Source organism: Streptomyces poriferorum (assembly GCF_019399235.1).
GTDB lineage: Bacteria > Actinomycetota > Actinomycetes > Streptomycetales > Streptomycetaceae > Streptomyces > Streptomyces poriferorum.
The window spans coordinates 1-8,582 of sequence record NZ_JAELVH010000269.1 but is presented as its reverse complement, the minus strand read 5'-3'; the positions used below and the strand labels follow the sequence as shown (position 1 = coordinate 8,582).

Annotated in this window: 9 protein-coding genes and 2 pseudogenes; 2 read left to right on the top strand and 9 right to left on the bottom strand. The window is 66.7% G+C overall.

All coding sequences use genetic code 11. The annotated features are described in order from the left end of the window. Positions 1-855, bottom strand: a pseudogene (locus JGS39_RS32115) (MFS transporter); the annotation flags it as partial. Between the two features lie 98 nt (positions 856-953). Here JGS39_RS32115 and JGS39_RS32110 point away from each other — a divergent pair. After that, complete coding sequence (locus tag JGS39_RS32110; protein WP_219573265.1) at positions 954-1,406, top strand: winged helix-turn-helix transcriptional regulator; 453 nt, start codon at positions 954-956, stop codon at positions 1,404-1,406. A gap of 327 nt (positions 1,407-1,733) precedes the next feature. Here JGS39_RS32110 and JGS39_RS32105 read toward each other — a convergent pair whose 3' ends face one another. The 4 genes from JGS39_RS32105 to JGS39_RS32090 form a co-directional block, all read right to left on the bottom strand. Continuing rightward, on the bottom strand, positions 1,734-2,078 hold the full coding sequence (locus JGS39_RS32105) for a linear amide C-N hydrolase (protein WP_236064686.1): 345 nt from the start codon (positions 2,076-2,078) through the stop codon (positions 1,734-1,736). A 288-nt stretch (positions 2,079-2,366) separates the two neighbouring features. After that, positions 2,367-2,951, bottom strand: coding sequence for a DUF4240 domain-containing protein (locus tag JGS39_RS32100; RefSeq protein WP_236064687.1), 585 nt, complete (start codon positions 2,949-2,951; stop codon positions 2,367-2,369). Between the two features lie 49 nt (positions 2,952-3,000). After that, positions 3,001-3,654 carry a transposase gene (locus tag JGS39_RS32095; protein WP_219573263.1) on the bottom strand — a complete coding sequence of 218 codons (654 nt, stop codon included), beginning with the start codon at positions 3,652-3,654 and terminating at the stop codon, positions 3,001-3,003. Positions 3,655-4,244: 590 nt separating this feature from the next. Continuing rightward, complete coding sequence (locus JGS39_RS32090; protein WP_219573262.1) at positions 4,245-5,471, bottom strand: serine hydrolase domain-containing protein; 1,227 nt, start codon at positions 5,469-5,471, stop codon at positions 4,245-4,247. Between the two features lie 297 nt (positions 5,472-5,768). Here JGS39_RS32090 and JGS39_RS32085 point away from each other — a divergent pair, with 297 nt between their 5' ends. Then, positions 5,769-6,545 (top strand): MerR family transcriptional regulator, encoded by a 777-nt coding sequence (locus JGS39_RS32085; RefSeq protein WP_219573261.1) that lies wholly within the window; start codon positions 5,769-5,771, stop codon positions 6,543-6,545. Positions 6,546-6,701: 156 nt separating this feature from the next. On the opposite strand, the pseudogene JGS39_RS32080 reads toward JGS39_RS32085, so the two are convergent. The 4 genes and pseudogenes from JGS39_RS32080 to JGS39_RS32065 all read right to left on the bottom strand — a co-directional run. Then, positions 6,702-6,863, bottom strand: a pseudogene (locus JGS39_RS32080) (site-specific integrase); the annotation flags it as partial. A 218-nt stretch (positions 6,864-7,081) separates the two neighbouring features. Beyond that, a complete protein-coding gene (locus JGS39_RS32075; protein ID WP_219573260.1) occupies positions 7,082-7,825 on the bottom strand; it encodes an aminoglycoside phosphotransferase family protein in 744 nt (247 codons plus the stop codon). Between the two features lie 116 nt (positions 7,826-7,941). Next, the gene (locus JGS39_RS32070) at positions 7,942-8,400 is read right to left on the bottom strand and encodes a hypothetical protein (protein ID WP_219573259.1); all 459 of its coding nucleotides are present in this window, start codon (positions 8,398-8,400) and stop codon (positions 7,942-7,944) included. Beyond that, positions 8,397-8,582: hypothetical protein (locus tag JGS39_RS32065; RefSeq protein WP_219573258.1), on the bottom strand; the 186-nt coding region annotated here is incomplete at its 5' end. The genes JGS39_RS32065 and JGS39_RS32070, both read right to left, overlap by 4 nt.

Below are 8,582 nucleotides of genomic sequence, written 5' to 3'. Positions count from 1 at the left end.
CGAGAAACAGTGCCTAGGGCGCCTACGGCTCCGACCAGCCCCAATGCCCCGATCGCGGTGTGGGAAAGGGAAAACGGGGGCTCGCTGAGTGGCAGCGCGATGCTGCTCCACAGGGTGCTGAAGGCTGCGAAGATCAGCAGGCCGAGCAGGGCCCGGGAGCCGCAGAAGCCGTTCCCGTGCGAACAGGGTGATCGTGGAGCGCAGGAGCTGTCCGTAACGCAGGGATGTCGGCGGGACATCGGTGTGGCGCGGCAGCACTCGGTGCAGGACCAGGGCGAGCAGAGCGGTGAGCACCGCTGAAGCGAGGTAGACGGAGCGCCAGCCCGCGAGGTCGGCCGTGAGCCCGGATGCGGTGCGGGCGAGCAGAATCCCGACGACCACGCCGCTGGTCACCAGGCCGACGACGCGTCCGCGCCGGGCGGGAGGGGCCAGTGACGCCGCGAAGGCCACCAACGTCTGTGTGACTACCGCGAGAAGCCCCATCCCGGCCATACCCGCGAGCAGGATCGCTGCGGTGCGGGCGGTGGCGACCGCTGCCAGTGCCACCGCCAGGAGAAGCAGCTGGGCCACGATGAGCCGTCTGCGGTCGGCCACGTCGCCCAGCGGCACGAGGAAGAAGAGTCCCAGCCCGTATCCGACATGCGTGAGGGTGACGACGCTGCCGACAAGTGCCGGGCTCATAGCGAGGTCGTGGCCCACAGTCACCAGGAGCGGCTGGGCGAAGTAGACGTTGGCCACCGCGGTTCCACAGGCGACAGCGAACAGTATGACGACGCCGCGGGACGGGACGACCCCGGAACCTCCGCCGCTTCGGGCCGCGGCCCGTGGTGTCGCAGCCTCACAGTTGCTGAGCATTCAGAACCCCTCCGCACACTTGGTTTCATCTTGCCACCAACGGGGACCGTAGCTTTTTTTGGTAGCATTTTGCAACTAGTGTGAGAGTGGAGGACGGCATGGTGGCAAGGACGCGCTTCGACGACAGCGACTGTCCCGTCGCGCGGTCAGTGGACGCGATCGGCGACTGGTGGTCTCTTCTGATCGTGCGAGATGCCTTCGACGGGAGCCGTCGCTTCGGGGAGTTCCAGCGCAGCCTCGGCGTGGCGAAGAACATCCTCACCGCGCGCCTGCGCGCCCTGGTCGCCGGCGGTGTCCTCGAATCCATCCCCGCCTCGGACGGCAGCGCCTACAGCGAATACGTACTGACCCCGAAGGGCAAAGCCCTCTTCCCCGTCATCGTGGCGCTGCGGCAGTGGGGTGAGCAGAATGCCTTCGCCCCCGGCGAACCGCACTCGCAGATGGTCGACAGCCGGCAGGGACATCCCCTTCGCGCACTGGAAGTCCGGTCGGCGGACGGGCGACTGCTGAAACCTGATGACACCACCGTCCACAAGGTCTCCACCCAGTGATCTGAGCCGGAGAGAGAGGGTGTCGACTCACCGCTCTGCCGATGATTCCGAGGCCGGGCGAGGGAACCTGGCAGCCCCGTTGCTCCGACTCCTCCAATCCGACTGGAGAACGGTGCGAAGGGTCGCGCCATTTTCCGCAGACGGCGTCCGAGGTCACGGCCAGTCGTCTCGCCGTCGGAGGCTGGTGTGGTTTGGCAGGTCGAGTTTTAGTGCAGGTGCGGCTTCGGAGGCATTGAATCCGGACGTGTGGACCCAGTCGGTGTTGGGCTGTGAGGTCGGCTCGTAGACGTAGACGTAGATGTCGTTGCTCAGATCCGTGAGCGTGCGTCATATGGGCTGTGGGGGATAGGGCTTGGCGGGGTCGGCTACGCGGAACGGCTGGGCGGTATTGCGTATCACGTTCAGCGGTGAAGCGACCGCATGGGTCGTGTCGCCGGGCTGGGGACGCCGCGCGGGGTAATACGCCGTGGGTGCGAAACGGTCCGAGGGATCGGTCCCGTGCGGCAGAGGCTTGCTGCCGCCCAGAGCCTGGGTGGTCCGCAGGTGGGCGTGCTGCTCGTCGGGCGGAGGCGAGTTGGTGACCGCTGTGTAGGCCCGGTCGTGATGCACGCGCGGTGTTCCGTCCAGATGCTCCAGGATCGCCGAGTCACCCGAGCGTTGGTCCGGTGCCATGCGCAGGGTCACAGACTTGCCGCTGGACGGATCGCTCTGCGACATCACCTGGAGCTGCGAGTTCTGGATCCGGGCAGCCCGCCTCGGCGCCGGTCCCGGGCTCTCGTCTCCGAGGCCAGCCTGCTGGCTGCGTAGGTCGAAACGGAGAGCTTTTGTAGACGAATTGCAGGAGCAGGCGCTTGTCGCTGGTGCCCGAATATCGATGAGACTTGGGTTCTGGCACACATTCCGTGAGGACGATCAATGGCGACAGCGCTGGAGTTCGTCACCATCGGCAGGCCGTGCTGTTCAGTCGGCCCAGCCCTCAGTATTCGAGTACGACTCGTAAGAATATCGCGTGTCGCGGTCCCACTCCTCCCCGGTGATGCGTCTGTATGCCCGGTCCGGTGTGTAGAGCAAGCTCTCGGCCCAGATGAGGTCGGTGGCGTAGGGAGCGAAGGCCGCAGAGTCTTCGAGGACGCTGTCGAATTCGGTGCGGCCTGCAGCAACGACCGCGGCACGGGCGTAGAGAAAGGCGTCTCCGCCCAAGTCGTGTCCGTACTCCTTGCGGTCAAGCCGGTAGAGCGCCCATGACAGTTGTTCGGCAAAGCCGATGGTCAACGACAACGGAGACTGGGCAAGCCGCTCGGTGAGGGTGTCTGCAAGGAGGTCGGCGTCCGGGTCAGGTTCCATGGGCCTGCAGTCCTCGATGAGCTGCCAGAAGGCGTCTTCGTTCATGCTGGTGAGCATGCCGCAGGGGTCCGACAGTCCCAGTTCAGGGCAGTGGGCAAGGACGGCGGCGAACTGCTGGCGTTCCCCGTCGGCCAGGTTCTCGGGGTGCCGCATCATCCAGCCGGTGACCCGGCGGATGATGCGGTGGTGCGGGTGGGACAACGCGGATGCGTCGGCGGCGCCTCGATCGCAGAAGGTGGCTGATGATCTGTTAGCTCCCGCGGTAGTCGAGATTCTGGAGCTCGGCATGCAGTTGGATGGCGTTGGTGTGTCCTTCGGCCCAGAGTTTGTCCAGGTGGGGTTTGTAGGGGTCGAGCTGGCTGGCCCGGGGCTGGCGCCTTCCGGTCAGTAGCTGTTCGGGGACTGCTGCGCGCGCGTTGCGGCGGACAGTGTTACCGCCCATGTGCAGTTCCCTGGCGATCTCCCGGATTCCGTGTCCCTGGGCCAGCAGGGCATGGATTGTCGCGTGCCGCTCTCGGATGCGAGCTTCGATCGGCGACATCGACTTCGTCGTAACCGTGCTGTCGCCACTGCTCGTAGGCTCGTCGGAGCTGGCGCAAGCCGTCTTGAGGCAGGTGCTGTGAAGTCGGACGCTGGCTTCGACGGCCGTGCCGAGGTTCTGCCAGATGTGGAAGCGGTCGGCCACCTGGACTGCGTTCGGGGCACCCCTCCGGGCGCCGTCGGCGTAGGATCCCGCCCGGTCACGGCAGATGATCTCGGCGCCGGGATGCTCGCGCAGCCAGCTGACCAGGGTGAAGGCGCCGCGGCCGGGCAGCAAGTCGAGAGGTCGATGGGTCTCGCAGTCGATGAGGACAGTGCCGTAGTGGTGCCCGCGGCGGGTGGCGAAGTCATCGACGCCCAGCACCCTTGGGACCGCCCACGGCGGATCAGGCCGGCCATGATCACCCGCAGGAGGGTCGTCCGGCTCACCCTCGTCTGCAGGGCAGCAGCAAGGCGGGACCCGGCCCGGCCTGCGAGGGCAACCGCAATGGCTGCCAGGACACGGCGTGAAGCAGGAGTGTGTCTCACGTACCTGAACGTCAGCCCCGCGACCTGCTCGACGAACGTACGGCGCCGGCACAGGTCGTTCTCGCAGTACAGTCGCCGCACAGTCAGTTCGATCAGCACCGGCTGGCCACCGAGCGGACTATCGGCTAGCCGACGTTGGTAGCAGCTGTGCACGCGCCTCGACGGAAGCTCACAGTCCGGCACGAAGCAGGGCCATCGAGGGTTCTCGCGACGACGTGCACCACACTGCACTCCGTGAACACCCGCTCCACCAGAACCGCCCTGAAGTGCGGAAAGAGCACCGTTATGAGGTCATCACACCGCACCACGTTCTCAGGTGACGAGACGTCGCCATGGCAGAACGCGTTGATCGTCCTCACGGAATGTGTGCCAGAACCCGCTCCTGACCAACAAAGCCGGGCCGCGAAGTGTCGGTCGGGCTCGTTGTCAGTCGATGGCCTGATAGAGCGTGGTCCAGAAGTCGTTCATGGCACGCGGTGAATCCGGGGTGGACAGTCCGACCTGGGTGAGCAGGACTCCGGTGAGCTGGTTGGTTTTGTCTGCGTAGGCGGTGGTGCCGGTACCGCCGAACCAGCCGAACTGGCCGATGGGCGCATAGTCGCCGCGATGGGTGCGCACCGCCATTCCGAAGCCCCAGCCGCCGCTCGACCCCTGGCCGGATGACAGGTGGGCGACGTTGCTGAACATGACCTCCCGGGCGGTTAGTTGCTCGGGCGAGAGGCGGTTGGTGGTCATCAACTCGACGGCGGCGCGGGACAGGATCCGTTCACTCCCGTGCATCCCGTGGTTCAGCAGCATCTGGAAGTAGGCGTGGTAGTCGTCGGCGGTGGAGACCAGCCCGCCGCCGGCGCCCTGGAACGCGGGAGGCACGCTGGACCTTCCCCCTGCCGCCTGGTCCCACACGAGGAACTCGCCGGTCTGCGGATCGGGCCCGTACAGCGGCGGCAGTCGGTCGATCTTGTCGGCGGGCACGTGGAAGGCGGTGTCCTTCATCCCCAGCGGATCGAGGATGCGTGTGCGCAGGAACGTCTCCAACGACTGTCCCGTGACCCTGGAGACGAGCACACCGACCACCTCGTTGCTGAGGTCGTACTGCCACCGCACTCCGGGCTGGTACTGCAGCGGCAGTTCGCCGAGGCGGCGCATCCACTCGTCCGGCTCCGGGGCGGGCCCGGATGCCACGCTGTAGTCGAGACGCTCGAAGGTCGCGGCCCTGATCGGGGAAGCCATCGACTCGAAGTCCACCCCGAGCCCGAACGTGGAGGTCAGCAGGTCCCGTACGGTGATCGGCCGGTGTGCCGGCATGGTGTCGTCCAGGGGGCCGTCGGGCCGCTTCAGCACCTGCCGGTCGGCGAGTTCGGGCAGCCACTGGTCCACGGGTTCGTCCAGCCGCAACCGACACTCGTCGAGCAGGATCATCGCCGCTGCCATCGTGACCGGCTTGGACGTGGACGCCATCCGGAAGATCGTGTCCCGGCGCATCGGCGCGCCACCGTCATGACGCATCGTCCCGATCGCTTCGACGTGCGTTCGGTCGCCGCGGCTGACAAGGGCGACGAGGCCGGGAATCTTCTTGGACTCGACGTGCTGTGCCAGCACTTCGCGCAGCCGGCGCAGCCCCGCGTCGGAGAAGCCGCTGTTGTTTGTTCCCATGATGAATCTCCTGTTCACGATGTGGTTCTCACGGCGGCCTTGGCGGCCGCCTGGCCCTTCGAACGGCGCCATGTGCAGAGCCTGCGGCCTTGACCCATGGTCAAGGTCAACCCCCTGCGCGGATCAGAGAGGCGACCGGCACCGATCGCAGGCGTCCCGGTTCTCTCTTGGCAGCAGGGGGTGGGCTGAGAACGGGTGCGCGCTATCCTCACCCCGGTGATCAGTCGGACTTCCCGGCCGTCACCGACGCAGTACGCGAGACCGCAATCGCCCACTATCCGGAGGTGCGCCGAGCCGATGACAGACGGGCTCACGATCGGTCAGGCGGCGGCGTTCGTCGGTGTCACGATCAAAACCGTGCGGCACTATCACCGGCTCGGCCTGGTCGCCGAGCCGGAACGCGACCGCTCCGGCTACCGCCGATACCGATCGGACGAGCTGTACCGGCTGGTCCAGGTCCGGACCCTGGCCGCGGCAGGCGTGCCGCTGGCCGGGATCGGTGACCTGCTCGACGCCGATCCCACGACGTTCGCCGCCACCCTGGACGACGTGCACCACCAACTCTCCGAACGGATCGAAGACCTGATCGTGCGCCGCGACAGGCTGCACCGTCTCGATCATGGTGACCGCGCCCTGCTGCCCGACCGGGCCTGCGCGGTCTTGGAGCGGCTCGCCGCACTCGGGTTCGGTCCCGACTACGTGGCCGGTCAACGGGAGGCTCTGGTGCTGGCCCGGGCACTGGTCCCGGAGATCTTCGACAGCTTCCTGGCCCGGCTCGAACACTCCCTGGACGACCCCGAGTCGGTCGAGCTGACCAAGCTCGGCTGGGATGCGAGAGCCTGGGATCCGGACGACCCGCGGATCGAGGAGCTGGCGTCCACGCTGGCCGACAAACTGCTGACCCAACGGGCGCTGCTGGCGATGCCGACCGGGTTTCAGGACCAGCCCGACGCCGCCTCCCGGTATGCAATGGTCAACCACCACCGGGAAGACCAGTCACCGTCCATCGCCCGGTTGAACACGCTGGTCGAGGCGAACCTGCGCGCGGCCGGCATCACCGTTCCGAATCAGTGACGGCCGCCCAGCAGACCCGCGCTGCGGCGAGACGCTCGCCTCATCGCGCCACGTCCGAAGCGGGATTTGCCCGGTGGACGGTCACGCGTACAACCATTGACCTGCACGGCCGTCACAGATGCCGTCGTAGGGCATTCCCCGTACCGGTCCTCCGCCTCAGCCCGGCGCGAGCAGGCTGGTGACTCCGGCGATCGCCTCAGGGGAAGGGTGGAGGTGGAAGTACTTCCGTACGTTCTCCGCCTTCTTGTGTCGGGGCTTCGCCATCAGCGTGAGCAGACTTGCCCCGCCCTCACCAGGATGGGTCAGACCGGAGTGCCTTGTGTCCGCAGAGGCCGTGTGCGGATGTCTTCGTGTGGTCATTGAGGGAGCTGCCGCCGACTCCGGCGTTCACGACTCTGATGGTCGAGCGTGTTGCATTCGGAAGGCATGAACGTGATGCGGATCACTTGCTGTTGGGAGCGCTGGCGAGTAGGTCTGGACGGAGCGGGGACCTGAATGATCGTTCCCGCCGGTTATCGCGTAGGCGGGTTCGGACGTCATCGCAGTGCCGCTTCGAAGGTGGCGCGGTTGGTGATGGTGTAGGCGTGTTCGCGCTCGGACCAGGCGATGCGGGAGACGATCTGCTCAGCGCTGGCAGCACGATGGCTGGGGTCGCTCAGGCGTTCTGTCCACCAGTGCGCGTTGCGGGACTGACGGTCGACCATCGCGTCGACGACTTGAGCTCGGTCGGTGGCGGTGAGGCCATAGGCGTCAGTGAGGATCCTCACCTGGGCGGCTTGGGCAGGGGCGGGTGGTGCGTTGGTCTTCGAGGAGACGCACCACGTCCAGGCCATGTATCCGAGGTCTTCGAGTGGATCACCGGGGGCGGCGGTGTCGAAGTCAATGAAGCCGACCGGTTGGCTGTCTTGGAAGACAGTGTTGTTCGGGCCGGGGTCGTGATGGCAGATGACCGGATGTCCTGCGGTGAGGCCGCTGTCACGGGTTGCCTCATGCAGTGAGCGAAGGAGGGTCCCGGCGGCGGCGACCTGGCTATCAGCCCAGCGTTGGAACTTGGTCGGCACCCAGCCGGGCAGGTAGCTGAATGTGTCGCGGCCGGCTTCGTCAATTCCGAGGTAACGCGGTGCGCCTGAAAACTGGAGCTGCTGGAGTTGTGTGAGCAGCTCGGCGACGAAGGCCGATGACCCCGTGGTGGGCCGTCGGACCGTATGGCCGACGCGGACGACGCCCGGAGTGATACGGCCTCCGGTCAGAGGAACTTCGGTATCAGTTGTGCCGGTCACGTGTTGTTGTTCTCCTTCGGCTCGTCGGCGTGGCCGACCTGCGGTGTGTTCTTGGAAGTGCCAGAGCCACGGTCCGTTCCTGGCGGCACTCCGGCTGCGGCCCCCCGACGGGCATGTCAGCAGGATCCCATCGTGGCCGCTCGGGCTCCAGGGAGCCGCGTCACCCGGCTGGCGGCGTTGGCGATCCCACGCAGGTGGACGATCTCTTCATGCTGAGCGGCGAGCCGTGCGAGGGCCTGGACGCGGAAGTCGCCGAGCTCCTCGTTCGCCTTCTCCACCGTGGCCAGCCGCTCCTTGAACGTCGTCACCTGTGCTTTGAGGCGGTCGATCTGGGCCTCACGGGGGTCAGGGATCTTGCCAGCGTGCTGAAGGGCTTCTAGGCGGCGTTCGAACTCTTCGCGGAGATGAGCGTAGGGGCGGGTGCCGTAGAAGGCGGTGCGGTCGACGTCAGCTTCGCGGGCGAGGGTCTTGATGTCGCATCGGCCACCGGGTGGGATCTCGCCCCGCAGGAGGCGGTCCATAGCTGACCTGACTCGGCTCTCGTTCTCCGTCCGCTGAGCTGCGGTGATCCTCACGCTGTTGTCTCCTCAGAGGTGGTGTTGGCGGCGTCGATCTCGGTGACCACGCGCATCGCCCGGTCGTAATCGGCTTGGAGCCGGCTGCGTTCGGTCTTGCGTGGGGCGCCGAGCTGGCCGAGGAAGGTCTTGGTGCGTTCGGCGTGCTCGGTCCAGACGGGGCGGTGGCAGGGGTGGTGGGT

Coding starts and splice junctions, on each gene's coding strand:
- JGS39_RS32105 (WP_236064686.1), bottom strand. CDS start 2,078: ATGGCACCGGACCAACGCTCGGGTGACTCGGCGATCCTGGAGCATCTG.
- JGS39_RS32085 (WP_219573261.1), top strand. CDS start 5,769: ATGACAGACGGGCTCACGATCGGTCAGGCGGCGGCGTTCGTCGGTGTC.
- JGS39_RS32110 (WP_219573265.1), top strand. CDS start 954: ATGGTGGCAAGGACGCGCTTCGACGACAGCGACTGTCCCGTCGCGCGG.
- JGS39_RS32090 (WP_219573262.1), bottom strand. CDS start 5,471: ATGGGAACAAACAACAGCGGCTTCTCCGACGCGGGGCTGCGCCGGCTG.